General features: G+C 58.8%; 17 protein-coding genes, 1 other RNA gene and 1 pseudogene. 13 read left to right on the forward strand and 6 right to left on the reverse strand.

Annotated elements, in window-relative coordinates; translation table 11 throughout:
* The 3 genes and pseudogenes from AC1DVH_RS06130 to zapE all read left to right on the forward strand — a co-directional run.
* Positions 1-184, forward strand: a pseudogene (locus AC1DVH_RS06130) (alpha/beta hydrolase); the annotation flags it as partial.
* A 24-nt stretch (positions 185-208) separates the two neighbouring features.
* Positions 209-1,564 carry a tryptophan--tRNA ligase gene (locus tag AC1DVH_RS06135; protein ID WP_477753042.1) on the forward strand — a complete coding sequence of 452 codons (1,356 nt, stop codon included), beginning with the start codon at positions 209-211 and terminating at the stop codon, positions 1,562-1,564.
* A 90-nt stretch (positions 1,565-1,654) separates the two neighbouring features.
* Positions 1,655-2,749, forward strand: coding sequence for a cell division protein ZapE (gene zapE / locus AC1DVH_RS06140; RefSeq protein WP_095943473.1), 1,095 nt, complete (start codon positions 1,655-1,657; stop codon positions 2,747-2,749).
* Between the two features lie 133 nt (positions 2,750-2,882).
* Here zapE and AC1DVH_RS06145 read toward each other — a convergent pair whose 3' ends face one another.
* Positions 2,883-3,803: a GlxA family transcriptional regulator gene (locus tag AC1DVH_RS06145; protein ID WP_477753065.1), complete on the reverse strand. Its 921-nt coding sequence runs from the start codon at positions 3,801-3,803 to the stop codon at positions 2,883-2,885.
* Between the two features lie 221 nt (positions 3,804-4,024).
* Between AC1DVH_RS06145 and AC1DVH_RS06150 the strand changes: the two genes are divergently transcribed.
* Positions 4,025-5,161 carry an acyl-CoA dehydrogenase family protein gene (locus tag AC1DVH_RS06150; protein ID WP_477753043.1) on the forward strand — a complete coding sequence of 379 codons (1,137 nt, stop codon included), beginning with the start codon at positions 4,025-4,027 and terminating at the stop codon, positions 5,159-5,161.
* 103 nt (positions 5,162-5,264) lie between these two features.
* Here AC1DVH_RS06150 and AC1DVH_RS06155 read toward each other — a convergent pair whose 3' ends face one another.
* Positions 5,265-6,305, reverse strand: coding sequence for an NADP(H)-dependent aldo-keto reductase (locus AC1DVH_RS06155; protein WP_477753044.1), 1,041 nt, complete (start codon positions 6,303-6,305; stop codon positions 5,265-5,267).
* A gap of 245 nt (positions 6,306-6,550) precedes the next feature.
* On the opposite strand from AC1DVH_RS06155, the gene rplM reads away from it, so the two are divergent.
* The 7 genes from rplM to AC1DVH_RS06190 all read left to right on the forward strand — a co-directional run bounded on the left by rplM (position 6,551) and on the right by AC1DVH_RS06190 (position 11,438).
* Positions 6,551-6,979 (forward strand): 50S ribosomal protein L13, encoded by a 429-nt coding sequence (gene rplM / locus AC1DVH_RS06160; protein ID WP_007917032.1) that lies wholly within the window; start codon positions 6,551-6,553, stop codon positions 6,977-6,979.
* Positions 6,980-6,993: 14 nt separating this feature from the next.
* Positions 6,994-7,386, forward strand: coding sequence for a 30S ribosomal protein S9 (gene rpsI, locus AC1DVH_RS06165; protein WP_003228056.1), 393 nt, complete (start codon positions 6,994-6,996; stop codon positions 7,384-7,386).
* Positions 7,387-7,653: 267 nt separating this feature from the next.
* Complete coding sequence (petA, locus tag AC1DVH_RS06170; RefSeq protein WP_477753045.1) at positions 7,654-8,247, forward strand: ubiquinol-cytochrome c reductase iron-sulfur subunit; 594 nt, start codon at positions 7,654-7,656, stop codon at positions 8,245-8,247.
* A complete protein-coding gene (locus tag AC1DVH_RS06175) occupies positions 8,247-9,458 on the forward strand; it encodes a cytochrome b (protein ID WP_310053977.1) in 1,212 nt (403 codons plus the stop codon). The genes petA and AC1DVH_RS06175 overlap by 1 nt, the downstream gene beginning before the upstream one ends.
* Positions 9,458-10,240: a cytochrome c1 gene (locus tag AC1DVH_RS06180; protein WP_477753046.1), complete on the forward strand. Its 783-nt coding sequence runs from the start codon at positions 9,458-9,460 to the stop codon at positions 10,238-10,240. Before AC1DVH_RS06175 ends, AC1DVH_RS06180 begins: the two co-directional genes overlap by 1 nt.
* A gap of 150 nt (positions 10,241-10,390) precedes the next feature.
* Entirely contained in the window at positions 10,391-11,008 is a 618-nt protein-coding gene (locus AC1DVH_RS06185) for a glutathione S-transferase N-terminal domain-containing protein (RefSeq protein WP_060539471.1), read from the forward strand.
* 16 nt (positions 11,009-11,024) lie between these two features.
* On the forward strand, positions 11,025-11,438 hold the full coding sequence (locus AC1DVH_RS06190; RefSeq protein WP_007998247.1) for a ClpXP protease specificity-enhancing factor: 414 nt from the start codon (positions 11,025-11,027) through the stop codon (positions 11,436-11,438).
* A 164-nt stretch (positions 11,439-11,602) separates the two neighbouring features.
* On the opposite strand, the gene AC1DVH_RS06195 is transcribed toward AC1DVH_RS06190, so the two are convergent.
* The 4 genes from AC1DVH_RS06195 to AC1DVH_RS06210 all read right to left on the reverse strand — a co-directional run bounded on the left by AC1DVH_RS06195 (position 11,603) and on the right by AC1DVH_RS06210 (position 15,049).
* Entirely contained in the window at positions 11,603-12,181 is a 579-nt protein-coding gene (locus AC1DVH_RS06195) for a BON domain-containing protein (RefSeq protein ID WP_477753047.1), read from the reverse strand.
* The gene (locus AC1DVH_RS06200) at positions 12,178-12,771 is read right to left on the reverse strand and encodes a phosphoheptose isomerase (protein ID WP_477753048.1); all 594 of its coding nucleotides are present in this window, start codon (positions 12,769-12,771) and stop codon (positions 12,178-12,180) included. Before AC1DVH_RS06200 ends, AC1DVH_RS06195 begins: the two co-directional genes overlap by 4 nt.
* Positions 12,772-12,875: 104 nt before the next feature.
* Complete coding sequence (locus AC1DVH_RS06205) at positions 12,876-13,238, reverse strand: YraN family protein (protein WP_477753049.1); 363 nt, start codon at positions 13,236-13,238, stop codon at positions 12,876-12,878.
* On the reverse strand, positions 13,238-15,049 hold the full coding sequence (locus AC1DVH_RS06210; RefSeq protein WP_477753050.1) for a penicillin-binding protein activator: 1,812 nt from the start codon (positions 15,047-15,049) through the stop codon (positions 13,238-13,240). The genes AC1DVH_RS06205 and AC1DVH_RS06210 overlap by 1 nt, the downstream gene beginning before the upstream one ends.
* A 177-nt stretch (positions 15,050-15,226) precedes the next feature.
* On the opposite strand from AC1DVH_RS06210, the gene rsmI reads away from it, so the two are divergent.
* Together rsmI and rnpB are read left to right on the forward strand one after the other, a co-directional pair.
* The gene (gene rsmI / locus AC1DVH_RS06215; protein ID WP_162130270.1) at positions 15,227-16,132 is read left to right on the forward strand and encodes a 16S rRNA (cytidine(1402)-2'-O)-methyltransferase; all 906 of its coding nucleotides are present in this window, start codon (positions 15,227-15,229) and stop codon (positions 16,130-16,132) included.
* 75 nt (positions 16,133-16,207) lie between these two features.
* An RNA gene (gene rnpB / locus AC1DVH_RS06220) (RNase P RNA component class A) lies at positions 16,208-16,561 on the forward strand.
* Positions 16,562-16,589: the final 28 nt, after the last annotated feature.

Below are 16,589 nucleotides of genomic sequence, written 5' to 3' on the forward strand. Positions count from 1 at the left end.
GCAGGGCGAACTGACCCTGATCCAGCCGGAAACCGATGAAGTGATCGATCCGCAGCTGGTTTACGAATGGTCCGACAAGCTCGAACGCCCCCATGAGCTGCTGAAAGTGGCAGAATGCGGACACTTTTTTCATGGCAAGCTGACCGATCTCAAGGATCTGATCCTGCCGCGTCTCTCGAATTGATTGCAGTCTGACAAGCGATTACCCATGACGACTCGTACCCGTATCCTCACCGGCATCACCACCACCGGCACGCCGCACCTGGGCAACTACGCTGGCGCCATCCGCCCGGCGATCGTCGCCAGCCGTGACAGCAATGCCGATTCGTTCTACTTCCTGGCCGACTACCACGCCCTGATCAAGTGCGATGACCCGCTGCGCATCCAGCGCTCGCGTCTGGAAATCGCCGCGACCTGGCTGGCCGGTGGCCTGGATGTCGATCGCGTGACCTTCTACCGCCAGTCCGACATCCCGGAAATCCCCGAACTGACCTGGCTGCTGACCTGYGTTGCCGCCAAGGGCCTGCTCAATCGCGCCCACGCCTACAAGGCTTCGGTGGACAAGAACGTCGAGACCGGTGAAGACCCGGACGCCGGCATCACCATGGGCCTGTACAGCTACCCGGTGCTGATGGCCGCGGACATCCTGATGTTCAATGCGCACAAGGTGCCGGTCGGTCGTGACCAGATCCAGCACGTGGAAATGGCGCGGGACATCGGTCAGCGCTTCAACCATCTTTTTGGCCAGGGCAAAGAGTTCTTCACCATGCCCGAGGCGTTGATCGAAGAGAGCGTCGCCACCTTGCCGGGCCTGGATGGCCGCAAGATGTCGAAGAGCTACGACAACACCATTCCGCTGTTCAGCAGCGCCAAAGAAATGAAGGATGCGATTTCACGGATCGTCACCGACTCCCGCGCGCCGGGCGAAGCCAAGGATCCGGACAATTCACACCTGTTCACCTTGTTCCAGGCGTTCGCCACCCCGGCGCAGTCCGACGAGTTCCGCAGCGAACTGTTGCAGGGTCTGGGTTGGGGCGAGGCGAAGAGTCGTCTGTTCCAGCTACTGGACAACGAATTGGGCGAGTCCCGCGAGCGTTATAACCTGTTGATCGAGCGCCCGGCGGATCTGGAAGACATCCTGCAACACGGCGCGAAAAAGGCCCGCGCGGTGGCGACACCCTTCCTCAACGAACTGCGTGAAGCGGTAGGCCTGCGCTCCTTCGTTGCCCAGACTCAAGTGGCTGCGACCACCAAGAAGAAAGTCGTGAAGGCTGCGCGGTTTGTCAGCTTCCGTGAAGACGACGGCAGTTTCCGCTTCCGTCTGCTGGCGGCCGATGGCGAACAACTGCTGCTGTCGCGCAACTTCGCCGACGGTAAAACCGCGGGGCAGGTGACCAAGCAACTGCAAGCGGGCCAGGATCTGGACGTGCGCAGTGAAGATCTGGGCTTCAGCGTCTGGCTCGAAGGTCAATGCGTTGCCGACAGCCCGACCTTCGCCGACAGCGCCGCACGCGACGCGGCTATCGAGGCCTTGCGCATTGCCCTGACGCCGATTCAGGAATAATCAACGGCTCGGCCCGACCAAGGGCCGATTGCCATTCCTGCGGGCCGTCGCTACAGTGTCGGCCCGTTTTTGTTGCCTTGCTAACGAATTATGACGCCCCTAGAACGATATCAAGCTGATCTGAAACGCCCGGAATTCTTCCATGACGCCGCGCAGGAAACCGCCGTGCGTCATTTGCAGCGCCTGTACGACGATCTGGTCGCGGCCGAGCAAAACAAGCCGGGCCTGCTGGGCAAGTTGTTTGGCAAGAAGGATCAGACCCCGGTCAAGGGCCTGTATTTCTGGGGCGGCGTAGGTCGCGGCAAGACTTACCTGGTGGACACCTTCTTCGAAGCGTTGCCCTTCAAGGAAAAGACCCGTACGCACTTCCACCGCTTCATGAAGCGCGTGCACGAAGAGATGAAGACCCTGGGCGGCGAGAAAAACCCGCTGACCATCATTGCCAAGCGCTTCGCCACCGAAGCCCGGGTCATCTGCTTCGATGAATTCTTCGTCTCCGACATCACCGACGCCATGATCCTCGGCACGCTGATGGAAGAACTGTTCAAGAACGGTGTGACCCTGGTCGCCACCTCGAACATCGTGCCGGACGGCCTGTACAAGGACGGCCTGCAGCGCGCGCGCTTCCTGCCGGCCATTGCGCTGATCAAGCAGAACACCGAGATCGTCAACGTCGACAGCGGCGTCGACTATCGTCTGCGTCACCTCGAACAAGCCGAGCTGTTCCACTATCCACTCGACGAAGCTGCCAACGAAAGCCTGCGCAAGAGCTTCCGTGCGCTGACACCGGAATGCACGGCGGCGGTCGAAAATGACGTGCTGATGATCGAGAACCGTGAAATCCGTGCCCTGCGCACCTGCGATGACGTGGCCTGGTTCAACTTCCGCGAACTATGCGACGGCCCACGCAGCCAGAACGACTACATCGAGCTGGGCAAGATCTTCCACGCCGTGTTGCTCAGCGATGTCGAGCAGATGAGCGTCACCACCGACGACATCGCCCGACGCTTCATCAACATGGTCGACGAGTTCTACGACCGCAACGTGAAGCTGATCATTTCTGCCGAGGTCGAGCTTAAGGATCTGTACACCGGCGGTCGCTTGAATTTCGAATTCCAGCGAACCTTGAGTCGTCTGCTGGAAATGCAGTCCCACGAATTCCTGGCCCGGGCGCACAAGCCGTAGGACAGTTTGGAAAATAAAAAGGAGGCCTGCGATTGCAGGCCTTTTTTGTACGCCGAAGATCAAAAGATCGCAGGCTTCGCCAGCTCCTACAGGTACACACCATTCTGTAGGAGCTGGCGAAGCCTGCGATCTTTTAAGCTGCCTGCTGAAACTGCTGCCGATACTGGTTCGGCGACAACTCCGTGTGTTGGCGGAACAGCCGCGCAAAGAAGCTCGCATCGTCGTAGCCGACTTCGTAACTGATGGTCTTGATGCTCTTGCGGCTGCCGGACAGCAAGCCCTTGGCGGTTTCGATGCGCAGGCGTTGCAGGTAATGCAGTGGCTTGTCGCCGGTGGCGGTCTGGAAGCGGCGCATGAAGTTGCGGATGCTCATGCCGTGTTCGCGGGCGACGTCTTCGAAGCGGAACTTGTCGGCGAAGTGTTCTTCGAGCCAGTGCTGGATCTGCAGGATGATCACGTCCTGGTGCAGCTTCTGGCCACCAAACCCGATGCGTCCAGGCGCGTAGCTGCGTTGCACCTCATACAGAATGTCCCGCGCTACGGCCTGGGACACATTGGCGCCGCAGAAGCGCTCGATCAGGTAGATGTACAAATCGCACGCCGAGGTGGTGCCGCCAGCGCAGTACAGGTTATCGGCGTCGGTCAGGTGCTTGTCCTGATTGAGCTGGACCTGGGGGAAGCGTTCGGCGAAGGCATTGAAGAAGCGCCAGTAGGTGGTCGCTTCCTTGCCATTGAGCAGCCCGGCTTCGGCCAGCCAGAAAACACCGGTGGCCTCGCCGCACAGTACGGCACCGCGCGCATGTTGCTGGCGCAACCAGGGCAGGACTTGCGGGTAACGTTTGCAGAGACTGTCGAAATCGTCCCAGAACGCGGGAAGAACGATGATGTCGGCGTTTTCCAGCCCGCCATCCACTGGAATCAGCACATCGCTGAAGGTGTTGACCGGTTTGCCATCGGGGCTGACCAGGCGGGTTTCGAACGCCGGTGTCAGGCCATGGCCCAGCTGTTTGCCGTAGCGCAGGCTGGCGAGGTGGAAGAAATCCTTGGCTTGCATGAGGGTGGAAGCGAAAACCCGGTCAATGGCCAGGATGCTGACGCGCCGCAGGGGCGTGGAGGCTTGGTTAGACATAATTCAACTTTATTTTTATAGGGGGAAGTGGTCACCAGACGGCTGGATCGTCTTATTTTTTGTCGGATGTGTCCAGTGTCCTGTATCGGAAGCGAGGCTTAGGCTCTGACGGTCAATTCCTTCTAATAACAAAGAAAAGGTGTCGCATGATCCCCAGAACCCTGTTCAGTTCCGAGCACGAGCTTTTCCGCGACAGTGTGCGAACGTTCCTCGAAAAAGAGGCGGTGCCGTTCCATGGGCAATGGGAAAAACAGGGCTATATCGACCGCAAACTGTGGAACAAGGCAGGGGAGGCGGGGATGCTGTGCTCACACTTGCCGGAGGAGTACGGCGGTCTGGGGGCGGACTTTCTCTACAGTGCGGTGGTGATCGAAGAAGTGGGGCGACTTGGCCTGACCGGCATCGGTTTTTCCCTGCATTCGGACATCGTGGCGCCGTACATCCTGCATTACGGCAGTGAAGCGCTGAAGCACAAATACCTGCCGAAGCTGGTGTCCGGCGAGATGGTTACCGCGATCGCCATGACTGAACCGGGCGCCGGTTCCGATCTGCAAGGGGTGAAAACCACGGCCGTGCTCGATGGCGATGAGTATGTGATCAACGGCTCCAAGACTTTTATCACCAACGGCTACCTGGCCGATCTGGTGATCGTCGTCGCCAAGACCGATCCGAAGGCCGGCGCGAAGGGCACCAGTTTGTTTCTGGTGGAAGCCAATACGCCAGGCTTCGACAAGGGCAAGCGCCTGGAAAAGGTCGGGATGAAAGCCCAGGACACCTCGGAGCTGTTCTTCCAGGACGTACGTGTACCCAAGGAAAACCTGCTGGGCCAGGCCGGGATGGGCTTTGCCTACCTGATGCAGGAATTGCCCCAAGAGCGCCTGACGGTGGCCATTGGCGGGCTGGCTTCAGCTGAAGCGGCGCTGCAATGGACGCTGGACTACACCCGCGAGCGCAAGGCGTTCGGCMAGTCGATCGCGGATTTCCAGAATACCCGGTTCAAACTGGCGGAAATGGCCACGGAAATCCAGATCGGCCGGGTCTTCGTCGACCGCTGCCTGGAACTGCACCTGCAAGGCAAGCTCGACGTGCCAACGGCAGCGATGGCCAAGTACTGGGGCACCGACCTGCAATGCAAGGTGCTCGACGAGTGTGTGCAGTTGCACGGTGGTTACGGGTTCATGTGGGAGTACCCGATCGCGCGGGCATGGGCGGATGCGCGGGTGCAGCGGATCTATGCCGGGACGAACGAGATCATGAAGGAGATCATCGCCAGGTCATTGTAGGAGCGAGCTTGCTCGCGATGGTCGTCAACGATAACGTTGAAAACCTGACACCCAACGGTGTGCTCAGGTTTTTCGCGAGCAGGCTCGCTCCTACAGGTGGGGGTTATGGAGCAGGATTCGGGTGATCCTTGTGAATCGCCTCAATCCCTTCCATTACCTCCTCCGACAATTTCAGATCAAAACTGGCGATGTTGCTCTCCAGTTGCTCCATCGTGGTCGCGCCGATGATGTTGCTGGTCACGAACGGCTGCTGCGTCACGAATGCCAGGGCCATTTGCGCCGGGTCCAGGCCGTGCTCGCGAGCCAGCGCCACGTAACGGCTGCAGGCTGCTTGCGACTGCGCGTTGAAATAGCGGCTGAAGCGGCTGTAGAGGCTCAGGCGACCTTTTGGCGGGCGGGYGCCACCTTCGTACTTGCCTGAAAGGAAGCCGAACGCCAGCGGCGAATAGGCGAGCAGGCCGCACTGCTCGCGGATGGCGATTTCCGCCAGGCCGACTTCAAAGCAGCGGTTGAGCAGGTTGAACGGGTTCTGGATCGACACGGCACGCGRCCAGCCTCGGGCTTCGGCCAGGGCCAGAAAGCGCATGGTGCCCCATGGCGTCTCGTTGGACAGGCCGATGTGGCGAATCTTGCCGGCGCGGACCTGTTCGTCCAGCGCTTCGAGGGTGTCCTCCAGCGGGGTCAGGTTGGCCTCGATCTTGTGCTTGTAGCCGAGTTGACCGAAGAAGTTGGTGCTGCGCTCCGGCCAGTGCAACTGGTACAGGTCGATGTAGTCGGTTTGCAGGCGCTTGAGGCTGGCATCAACCGCCTCAGTAATGTGTTGGCGATTGTGGCGCAGGTTTTTATCGCGGATGTAGTCGATAGTGTTGCCGGGGCCGGCGATCTTGCTGGCCAGGATCCAGTCGGCGCGGTCGCCGCGGCTCTTGAAGTAATTGCCGATGTAGCGTTCGGTGGTGGCGTAGGTTTCAGCCTTGGGTGGCACCGGGTACATCTCGGCGGTGTCGATGAAGTTGATTCCGGCGCTCTTGGCCCGCTCGATCTGGGCGAAGGCGTCTGCCTCGCTGTTTTGCTCGCCCCAGGTCATGGTTCCGAGGCAGAGGGCACTCACGTTCAGATTGGTTCGGCCTAGCTGGCGATAGTCCATCGGGTGCTCCTTGGGCAAAACAATCATAAAAGCAGGTTGAATTATTTTTCGCAATCTGCATAATTGCGCACCTCTTTCTGCAGTGGAAGTGATGCGCCGCCGCCGAAGAATCTTGCCGTTGAACGGACGCGCCGACCCGAGCCCCCGAAAGCGTCTGTATCCGGCTGCCTTTGACTTGTCAAAGTACGCACTATTCAGTAAGATCCGCCGTCTAATTTACAGGGCGGCCCCTGAGGCTATAAAGAATGAAAACTTTTACTGCTAAACCGGAAACAGTAAAGCGCGACTGGTTTGTCGTCGACGCTGCTGGTCAGACCCTGGGTCGTCTGGCCACCGAAATCGCGAGCCGTCTGCGTGGCAAGCACAAGCCTGAGTACACTCCTCACGTTGACACCGGCGACTACATCGTCGTAATCAACGCTGAGCAGATCCGTGTTACCGGTGCTAAAACCACTGACAAAATGTACTACTCCCACTCCGGTTTCCCGGGCGGCATCAAGTCGATCAACTTTGAAAAGCTGATCGCCAAGGCCCCTGAGCGCGTGATCGAGACCGCGGTCAAAGGCATGCTGCCTAAGAACCCGCTGGGTCGCGACATGTACCGTAAGCTGAAAGTCTATGCGGGCGCTGCACACCCACATACTGCTCAGCAGCCCCAAGAACTGAAGTTTTAACGGAATAGTACATTATGTCGGCGACTCAAAATTACGGCACTGGCCGTCGCAAGACCGCAACCGCACGCGTTTTCCTGCGTCCGGGTACTGGTAACATCTCCATCAACAACCGTTCGCTGGATAATTTCTTCGGCCGCGAAACTGCCCGCATGGTAGTTCGTCAGCCGCTGGAATTGACTGAGACTGTCGAGAAGTTCGACATCTACGTCACCGTGATCGGCGGTGGTGTAAGTGGTCAAGCTGGCGCAATCCGCCACGGCATCACTCGCGCTCTGATGGACTACGACGAGACTCTGCGCAGCGCCCTGCGTAAAGCCGGCTTCGTAACCCGCGATGCTCGTGAAGTTGAACGTAAGAAAGTCGGTCTGCGTAAAGCGCGTAAGCGTCCGCAGTACTCGAAGCGTTAATTCGCTTTCACGTTCAAAAAAGAACGCCCAGTTTCCTCACGGAGCTGGGCGTTTTTTTGTGTCTGCGATTTATCAAAGAATTGCGCTGTGACAACTTGCCACATCCGCAGGCGCCCTATACTACAAGGCTTGGGGATGATGGGCTCCGGTAATTACCTTGTCAGAATTGGGGCTTTTCATTACCATTCGGCAAAATTTTTATAAGTACATAGATTTACTTAGTAGACGCCTGATTTAACAGGCCACAAAGCTGATGGAGAGGACTGAATGAGCAATGACGGCGTGAATGCAGGCCGGCGTCGCTTCTTGGTAGCAGCCACATCCGTGGTGGGTGCTGCAGGAGCGRTGGGGGCTGCGGTCCCGTTCGTGGGGTCATGGTTTCCCAGTGCCAAGGCGAAAGCCGCAGGTGCACCGGTGAAAGTGAATGTCAGCAAAGTCGAGCCAGGCCAGCAGATGATTGCTGAGTGGCGCGGCCAGCCGGTGTTCATCGTCCGCCGTACGCCGGAAATCCTGGGGAATCTGAAGAAGATCGAGGGTCAGCTTGTTGACCCGACCTCCAAGAACTCGACACAACCGACTTACGTTGATCCGGAAACCCGTTCGATCAAACCTGAGGTTCTGCTGCTGATCGGTATCTGCACGCACCTGGGTTGCTCGCCGACCTTCCGTCCCGAAGTGGCACCTGCGGATCTGGGGAAAGACTGGGTAGGCGGTTATTTCTGCCCTTGCCACGGTTCCCACTACGATCTGGCTGGTCGCGTCTACAAGTCGCAACCTGCGCCTTTGAACCTGCCAGTTCCCCCGCATTCCTATGAGACCGACGACATCATTGTCATTGGCGTCGATACGGAGAAGGCGTGATGAGCAAATTCATGGATTGGGTTGATGCACGCTTTCCCGCAACCAAGATGTGGGAAGACCATCTCAGCAAGTATTACGCTCCGAAGAACTTCAACTTCTTCTATTTCTTTGGCTCCCTGGCGCTGCTCGTTCTGGTCAATCAGATCGTTACCGGCGTCTGGCTGACCATGAGCTATAACCCGTCGGCGGAAGAGGCGTTTGCCTCCGTCGAATACATCATGCGCGACGTCGAGTACGGCTCGATCCTGCGTCTGCTGCACTCCACCGGCGCCTCTGCGTTCTTTATCGTGGTCTATCTGCACATGTTCCGTGGCCTGCTCTACGGTTCGTACCAGAAACCGCGTGAGCTGGTGTGGGTCTTCGGCATGCTGATCTATCTGGCGCTGATGGCCGAAGCCTTCATGGGTTACCTGCTGCCGTGGGGGCAGATGTCCTACTGGGGTGCCCAGGTGATCATCTCGCTGTTCGGTGCGATCCCGGTCATCGGTAACGACCTGACCCAGTGGATTCGTGGTGACTACCTGATTTCCGGTATTACCCTGAACCGCTTCTTCGCCTTGCACGTGGTTGCCCTGCCGATCGTTATCCTGGGTCTGGTGGTGCTGCACATCCTGGCGTTGCACGAAGTCGGTTCGAACAACCCGGACGGCGTGGACATCAAGAAACACAAGGACGAAAACGGCATACCGCTGGATGGCATTGCCTTCCACCCGTACTACACCGTGAAAGATATCGTCGGTGTGGTGGTGTTCCTGTTCATCTTCTGCTCGATCGTGTTCTTCTTCCCGGAAATGGGCGGTTACTTCCTCGAAAAGCCGAACTTTGAAGTGGCGAACGCCTTCAAGACCCCAGAGCACATTGCTCCGGTCTGGTACTTCACCCCGTTCTACGCCATCTTGCGCGCGATTCCGGACAAGCTCTTCGGTGTGATCGCCATGGGCGCGGCCATTGCTGTGCTGTTCGTCCTGCCATGGCTCGACCGCAGTCCGGTCAAGTCGATGCGCTACAAAGGCTGGCTGAGCAAGATCTGGCTCTGGGTGTTCTGCATCGCGTTCGTGATCCTGGGTGTGCTGGGCGTATTGGCTCCAACCCCTGAGCGTACGTTGCTGTCGCAGGTATGTACCTTCCTGTACTTCGCCTACTTCATTCTGATGCCGTTCTACACCCGGCTCGAGAAGACCAAACCGGTTCCGGAAAGGGTGACTGGCTGATGAAAAAACTATTTGCTGTATTGATGCTTGCTGCGTTGCCAGTGTTCGCTTTCGCAGCTGAGCACGGTGGCCCCGAGCTGGAAAAAGTCGACGTTGACGTTTCCGATAAAGCAGCCATGCAGGATGGTGCACGTACGTTCGCCAACTACTGCATGGGTTGCCACAGTGCCAAGTTCCAACGCTATGAGCGAGTTGCCGACGACCTGGGCATTCCCCATGAGTTGATGCTGGAGAAGCTGATGTTCACTGGCGCCAAGATCGGCGACCACATGAGCATCGGCATGCAGCCAGCGGACGCCAAGGCCTGGTTTGGCGCCGCTCCGCCGGACCTGACCCTGGTTGCTCGTGTTCGCGGTACCGACTGGCTCTACGGTTACCTGAAGTCGTTCTACGAAGATCCGTCGCGTCCATGGGGTGTGAACAACAAGGTCTTCCCGAACGTGGGCATGCCAAACGTCCTGGCCGGCCTGCAAGGTCGCCAGGTGGTTGGTTGCAAACAGGTTCAGATCGTCGAAGGCGGCAAAAAGCAATTTGATCCGCTGACCGGTACGCCATTGACTCATGAAGCGTGCGATCAACTGACCATCGTGCCGAAAAGCGGTGCTCTGACTGAAGAGCAGTTCGATGAGAAGGTCAAGAATCTGGTAACCTTCCTGGCTTACTCGGCTAACCCGGTTAAGCTGCAACATCAGCGCATCGGTACGTACGTATTGTTGTACCTGGCGTTCTTCTTCGTCTTCGCTTACCTGCTCAAGCGCGAATACTGGAAAGACGTGCACTGATAAAGCTTCAAGCTATTGCTGTTAATCGCGCGCGCCCAAGGGCGCCTCTGAAGATGTAGCGAGCCTGGTTATCCAGTCGTTACGGGAGGCGTCCTCTGGGCGCGCTCGTTTTTCCGCGTTCGATAATTTCTACAAGCGAGGAGGATCGCCATGGGCGTGACCAATCGGTTGGCCTGTTACTCCGACCCCGCCGACCACTATTCCCACCGAGTGCGCATCGTACTGGCAGAGAAGGGTGTCAGCGCCGAGATCATTTACGTGGAAGCTGGGCGTCAGCCACCTAAACTGATTGAGGTGAACCCTTACGGCAGCTTGCCCACCCTGGTCGATCGCGACCTGGCGTTGTGGGAGTCGACTGTGGTGATGGAATATCTGGATGAGCGTTACCCGCACCCGCCCTTGCTGCCGGTTTATCCTGTGGCGCGTGCCAACAGTCGTCTGCTGATTCATCGTATTCAGCGTGACTGGTGTGGCCTGGTGGATCTGATTCTGGATTCGCGGACCAAGGAGGCGGCCCGTGCCGTGGCTCGGAAAGAGTTGCGCGAAAGCCTGACGGGTGTGTCGCCACTGTTTGCCGACAAGCCGTTTTTCCTCAGTGAGGAACAAAGTCTGGTGGACTGCTGCCTACTGCCAATACTCTGGCGATTGCCGATTTTGGGTATAGAACTGCCGCGGCCTGCCAAGCCGCTGCTTGATTACATGGAGCGCTCGTTTGCGCGTGAGGCTTTCCAGGCGAGTCTGTCTGGTGTCGAACGCGATATGCGCTAAGGCTTAAGGAGCCGCTATGAACTCCAGTCGACCTTATCTGGTCCGCGCGCTCTACGAGTGGATTGTGGACAACGATTGCACCCCGCACATGCTGGTCAATTCCGAGTATCCGTCGGTCCAGGTGCCTCAGGGTTTTGCCAGTGACGGACAAATTGTCCTGAATGTGTCGCCACAGGCTGTGCGTCATCTGCACATGGACAACGAGGCGGTCAGTTTCGAGGGGCGCTTTGGTGGCGTGCCGCACACCTTGTACGTGCCAATTGCTTCGATCCTGGGTATCTACGCCCGGGAGAATGGCCAGGGCATGGTGTTCGATCTGGAATCGCCGATGGGCGAGGATGACGAGATCGAGCCCGATGACGATCTTCCACCACCCGACAGCGAGCCGCCGCGTCCAAGCGGTCGACCCAGTTTGAAGGTGGTGAAGTAATAAAAAAGGCGATCCGAWCGGATCGCCTTTTTTATTACTTCACCACCTTCAAACGGGTAGGAGCTGCCGAAGGCTGCGATCTTTTGATTTGGCTTTTTAAGATCAAAAGATMGCAGCCTTCGGCAGCTCCTACACCGCGTGCAGATAGGTAAGCGGTGTGCGGATCAGTCGATGTACTCAAACAGCTTCACAATCTTCTGTACGCCGGAAACGCCTTGCACCAGGTTGGTCGCCTGCGCAGCTTCCTGTTTGGTCAGCAGGCCTAGCATGTAGACAATGCCGTTTTCAGTGACGATCTTGATGCGCGAACCGGGGATGTTGGCGTCGGCGAGCATCTGGGCTTTGATCTTGGAGGTCAGCCAGGTGTCGTTCTGACGGGCCAGGAAGCTGGAGGGTGGCAGGACCTGCAGCTCGTTGTGCACCTGCTTCACGCGCTGGACCGCGGCGGCGGCCTGTTCGGCCTTGGCCTTGAGGTCTGCGCGTGGCGTTTGCCCGGCGAGCAGCACGACGCCGTTGAAGCTGGTGACGACGATGTGCGAGTCCTTATCCAGGGCTGGGTCGGCCTTGGCGACGTTCACGCCAACCTTGGTGTCGATCAGGGAGTCGTCGATCTTGCTGCCCAGTGTGCGGGTGCCACGGTCATCTTCAATCGGTGCTTCACGGCTGGCAGTCACCACCGAGGTGCAGCCACTGATGCCGAGGCACAGGGTCAAGGCCAGAAGGCCCAGGCGATTAGGGGTCATTCTTCACTCCCGAATATTTGGCTGTCGATCAAATCGCAAAGGCAATGGATCGCCAGCAGGTGGACTTCCTGAATGCGTGCAGTGACGTTGGCCGGTACGCGAATCTCGACGTCCTCGGGCAATAGCAGTGACGCCATGCCGCCGCCATCACGACCGGTCAATGCTACGACAATCATTTCGCGATCATGTGCGGCCTGGATCGCTTGAATTATGTTGGCCGAGTTACCGCTGGTGGAGATAGCCAGCAACACATCGCCCGGTTGGCCGAGTGCGCGGATCTGCTTGGAGAAGATTTCGTTGTAGCTGTAGTCATTGGCGATCGAGGTGATCGTCGAGCTGTCGGTCGTCAAGGCGATGGCTGGCAGGCTCGGGCGCTCGCGCTCAAAGCGATTGAGCAGCTCGGACGAGAAGTGCTGGGCGTCGCCGGCAGAGCCGCCGTTACCACAGGAAAGCATTTTTCCTTCGTTGAGCAGGGCGTTGACCATGACCTGGCTGGCTTGCTCGATGTGCGGTGCAAGTACTTCCATCGCCTGTTGCTTGGTGTCGATACTGGCCTGAAAAAGCTGGCGAATTCGGGATTGCATGTCCATCTGTGTGACCTTAAGTGGCGCGGCTGTTCGGCACATGAATGTGCAGCCCGCAAAGCAAAGAGCAAAAGTGTTCGGTGATAGTGTCCGGTTCGCACTGCCGGCGATCAGCCGTCGAAGGCATTCTGTAGCCAGTTCAACTGATCGAGGTTGCTGTCGATGGCAATCACGTCGAAGCGGCAAGGGAAATTGGCCCAGCGCGACTCGCGCTGAAGAAAATATTGCGCGGCGAAAATCAGTTTTTGCCGTTTGCGCTCATCGATGCTGTCGAGCGCGCCACCCCATTGAGTGTTTTTTCTGTAGCGGACTTCAACGAATACTACTGTATCGCCATCTAGCATGACCAGATCAAGCTCGCCGCGTTTACACAACCAGTTCTGCGCCAGCAGGCGCAGACCCTGTTGTTGAAGATGCTCGAGCGCATGGCGCTCGGCATCCTTGCCGCTTTGCTGGCGTGACCTGTCGGGCATCAGCGAGCGGTGTCCGGCAGGCGCTGGACCTGGCCATTGGCGAACTGGGCCCATGGCAACTGGCGCACGACCCGCTGGCTCTGAGACATGCCAAGGCTGCCCGATTCACCGTCGATGCGGCTGTCTGGCAGTGACTTGAGCTGGCCCAGGCGTGGCGCCAGGCGATAAGCGTCCACACCCATGGCATACAGGCGCCCCAGGCTGCCGGCGGCTTGTGGCCACTGGGCGGTGACCTGGCGGCGCAGTGGATCATTGGCGTCCAGCAACCATGGCGTCTCGCAGAAGCGAATGCCATTCATGTCGTTGTACTGGTTGACGTCACCGCTGGCGCTGAACACGTGGGAGGTGGCGTAGACCGGAACATCGCCTGCGTACTGGAAGTTCAGGGTCGGTTTGATCTGCTGGGCCTGTTGCGGTGTTGCGGCGAGGAAAATGAACTCGATGTCCTGGCGGCGCGATGGCTGGGCAGCTACTTGCGAGCCAACGGTGCTTTGCAGGCTCTTGGCGCGACCTTCGCTCTGACGCAGCTGGAACATGTCGGCAATCTGCTGGGCCAACTGGACCGGTTGATCGACGCGTTCGGTGGCGACGATGGTGCCGCCATTGGCTTGCCAATCCTGGCTGAATGCCTTGAGCACGCGGTCGCCCCATTCACCTTTCGGCACCATGATGGCTGCGCGATGCAGGCCGTCGGCGCGAGCGCGGCGCGACACTTCGCGGGCTTCGTCTTCAGCGGCAAGACCGAACTGGAACAACTGCGCCGGACCCTGATCGCCTTCGCTATAGTTCAGCGCGAGTGTGGTGATTGGCAATTGCGGGCGAGCGCTCAGCTGTTTGACCAGCGGCTTCTCCAACGGGCCGACGACCAGTTGCACGCCATCGGCCTGGGCCTTGCGGTAGAACTCGTCCATGGAGGTCAGGCGCGAGCTGTCATAGAACTCGATGGCGGGTGGTTTCTGCCCGGCCTGTTGGGCCTGGTAGTGAGCAGCCATGAAGCCGTCGCGCAGTGCTTTGCCGACCGAGGCCAGCGGGCCGTCCTGAGGCAGCAGCAGGGCGATCTTGCTCAGGGGCTGGCTGGCCAGTTCCTTGAGTTGGGTCAGTGGCTGCGGCAATTGAATGGCTGCCGGGTGTTTCGGGTTCTGCGCGCGCCATTTGTCGATGGCGGCTTGTTGCTGCTCCAGGGTGCCGGCGGATTTCACGGCCAGCGCGAGGGCCATCCAGCCGCCGAGATCGTCGGTGGTGTTCGGTTGCAATTGCTCGGTCGGCAGCGAAGCGATCAGGGTCCAGATGGCTTCGTGGTTTTTGCTCGCGGCCTCACCTTTTAGCATCGGGGCGATGAAAATGCGCTCGCGAGCGGCGGCGAGGGTCTGGCCATCGGCTTCAAGTGCACGGGCGTGAACGGTGCCGGTGCGGACCTGTTGTTCGATGGGCAGTTCGCTCAAGCGTTGCATGCTCGGATGGCTCAAGGCCGTCAGCGCGGCCTTGGGCTGGTTGCGGGTCATGGCCAGTTCAGCCGCCAGGGTGCTGGCGAAAACCTGTGGGCCCGGCTTGAGCTGTTCGATCGGAACCTGTTGCAGGATTTGCGCGGACTGGCCGGCATTGCCCTGGCGATAGGCCAGGTCGGCAGCGCTCAGGCGCAGCAGGGCGGCATCTTCCGGTGATTTGCTTTGGGAGGCCTTCTCAAGCAGTTGCTCGATACTGGCATCCGGTGTCCGTGGAAGTTCGCCAAGGCTGGAGGAGGGCGAGCTGGCGCAAGCCGCCAGCAAGGCAGCGAGGCAGAGGGCAGATAACAGCCGCAGGCAAGCGATCATGTAAGCGTTCCTGATACTCGATCAAATTAGCGTGGAATTGTACCCAAGCACTGGCCGGGGCGCGATGTTACTGGTGTGAATCGATCAATTTAGCTGGTGTAAATGTTGCGCCAGCGCACAAACAGTCGCCGAGACCTCCATTGGTTGCGCGTATCGTGAACCTCGCTACGCGCTACAATGGCGACTTTTACCGATCATGAGGTGTGCGCTTTGACTGCTCCAGGTGCTTTGAATTCCGCTGCTGGCTCGCTTTATGTGGTGGCGACGCCCATCGGCAACCTGGATGACATCAGTGCGCGGGCGCTGAAGATTCTCCGTGAAGTGGCCTTGATCGCCGCGGAAGACACCCGTCATTCCCAGCGTTTGATGCAGCACTTCGGCATCTCGACGCCATTGGCGGCCTGCCATGAGCACAACGAGCGGGATGAAGGTAGCCGCTTTATCACTCGCCTGCTTGCCGGTGACAACGTGGCGTTGATCTCGGATGCCGGGACGCCGCTGATTTCCGATCCGGGTTATCACCTGGTGCGGCAGGCCCGGGCGGCGGGCATCAATGTGGTGCCGGTTCCGGGTGCCTGCGCGTTGATTGCCGCRCTGTCGGCAGCAGGGCTGCCTTCCGATCGATTCATTTTCGAAGGTTTTCTGCCGGCCAAGGCGGTGGGGCGGCGTGCGCGTCTCGAACAGGTAAAGGAAGAACCTCGCACCTTGATCTTCTATGAGGCCCCACATCGCATCCTGGAGTGCCTGCAAGACATGGAACTGGTGTTCGGTCCCGAGCGCCCGGCGCTGCTTGCCCGTGAGCTGACCAAGACGTTTGAGACTCTCAAGGGGCTGCCGCTGGCTGAGCTGCGCGAGTTTGTCGAGTCGGACAGCAATCAGCAGCGCGGCGAGTGCGTGGTGCTGGTGGCGGGCTGGTCTGCGCCCGAGGAGGAGGGCGCCGTCAGCAGTGAGGCGATGCGCATCCTCAACCTGTTGCTCGAAGAAATGCCGCTCAAGCGAGCGGCGGCTTTGGCGGCGCAAATCACCGGCGAACGAAAGAATGTGCTGTACCAGATCGCGCTGGATCAGCAGAAGGGCGAGTAAAACCCGACGCACAGGCGTGCTCAATGGCGCTTGGCGCTTGTTCTTCGGGCGCTGTGCCGGTAACCTTCGCGGCGGAGAGTCGATCGGACAGTCGCTGCCCTCTATGAAAATTAGGGGGGGGAGGAAAGTCCGGGCTCCATAGGGCGAAGTGCCAGGTAATGCCTGGGAGGCGTGAGCCTACGGAAAGTGCCACAGAAAATAACCGCCTAAGCGCTTCGGCGCCGGTAAGGGTGAAAAGGTGCGGTAAGAGCGCACCGCACGTCTGGCAACAGTTCGTGGCTAGGTAAACCCCACTTGGAGCAAGACCAAATAGGGTCCCAAGGCGTGGCCCGCGCTGGGACCGGGTAGGTTGCTAAAGATGTCCAGTGATGGCCATCGTAGACGAATGACTGTTCAAGACAGAACCCGGCTTACAGATCGACTCTCCACCTTTTTCTTTCCTCTGCTTGAATCATTG

It is taken from the genome of Pseudomonas sp. P4_C3 (assembly GCF_056402075.1).

Coding starts and splice junctions, on each gene's coding strand:
- zapE (WP_095943473.1), top strand. CDS start 1,655: ATGACGCCCCTAGAACGATATCAAGCTGATCTGAAACGCCCGGAATTC.
- AC1DVH_RS06145 (WP_477753065.1), bottom strand. CDS start 3,803: ATGCAAGCCAAGGATTTCTTCCACCTCGCCAGCCTGCGCTACGGCAAA.
- rplM (WP_007917032.1), top strand. CDS start 6,551: ATGAAAACTTTTACTGCTAAACCGGAAACAGTAAAGCGCGACTGGTTT.
- rpsI (WP_003228056.1), top strand. CDS start 6,994: ATGTCGGCGACTCAAAATTACGGCACTGGCCGTCGCAAGACCGCAACC.
- AC1DVH_RS06175 (WP_310053977.1), top strand. CDS start 8,247: ATGAGCAAATTCATGGATTGGGTTGATGCACGCTTTCCCGCAACCAAG.
- AC1DVH_RS06180 (WP_477753046.1), top strand. CDS start 9,458: ATGAAAAAACTATTTGCTGTATTGATGCTTGCTGCGTTGCCAGTGTTC.
- AC1DVH_RS06185 (WP_060539471.1), top strand. CDS start 10,391: ATGGGCGTGACCAATCGGTTGGCCTGTTACTCCGACCCCGCCGACCAC.
- AC1DVH_RS06190 (WP_007998247.1), top strand. CDS start 11,025: ATGAACTCCAGTCGACCTTATCTGGTCCGCGCGCTCTACGAGTGGATT.
- AC1DVH_RS06195 (WP_477753047.1), bottom strand. CDS start 12,181: ATGACCCCTAATCGCCTGGGCCTTCTGGCCTTGACCCTGTGCCTCGGC.
- AC1DVH_RS06200 (WP_477753048.1), bottom strand. CDS start 12,771: ATGGACATGCAATCCCGAATTCGCCAGCTTTTTCAGGCCAGTATCGAC.
- AC1DVH_RS06205 (WP_477753049.1), bottom strand. CDS start 13,238: ATGCCCGACAGGTCACGCCAGCAAAGCGGCAAGGATGCCGAGCGCCAT.
- AC1DVH_RS06210 (WP_477753050.1), bottom strand. CDS start 15,049: ATGATCGCTTGCCTGCGGCTGTTATCTGCCCTCTGCCTCGCTGCCTTG.